Source organism: Caulobacter sp. CCH9-E1 (assembly GCF_001556515.1).
Taxonomy (GTDB): Bacteria; Pseudomonadota; Alphaproteobacteria; order Caulobacterales; family Caulobacteraceae; genus Caulobacter.
In genome coordinates, this window is sequence record NZ_LSJA01000087.1 from 1 (window position 1) to 316 (window position 316).

The 316-nt window shown below is 64.9% G+C and carries 1 protein-coding gene; it reads right to left on the minus strand.

The features are described 5' to 3' along the window. Positions 1 to 200: 200 nt before the first annotated feature. A partial coding sequence (locus AX690_RS05250) for an ATP-binding protein (RefSeq protein ID WP_197426762.1) occupies positions 201 to 316 on the minus strand: 116 nt, incomplete at its 5' end.

A 316-nucleotide genomic window follows, 5' to 3' on the forward strand; every position in this document is an offset into this window, starting at 1 on the left:
AATGTCAAACGGCGTCCAAAGCTGACCCCCAATATGCGTCCAAAGTTGACCCCTCTACGCTCTGTTCCCGGACCGGCGGCGAGGCGCGTAGCGGTCAGCTAGCGCAGCGCGTCGCCGCCTAGTGAGCCACTGATCTTTCAGCTGCCCGGAGGGGGTCTGGGGGAGGTTGAACAAGTTGTGGATGACGCTGGGCGCGCCGGTCAGGCGCGGTTCCTGAGCCGCCAGCTGTCATTGCCGGTCTCGACGATGTCGCAGTGATGAGTCAGGCGGTCGAGCAGCGCCGTGGTCATCTTGGCGTCGCCGAAGACGGTGGGCC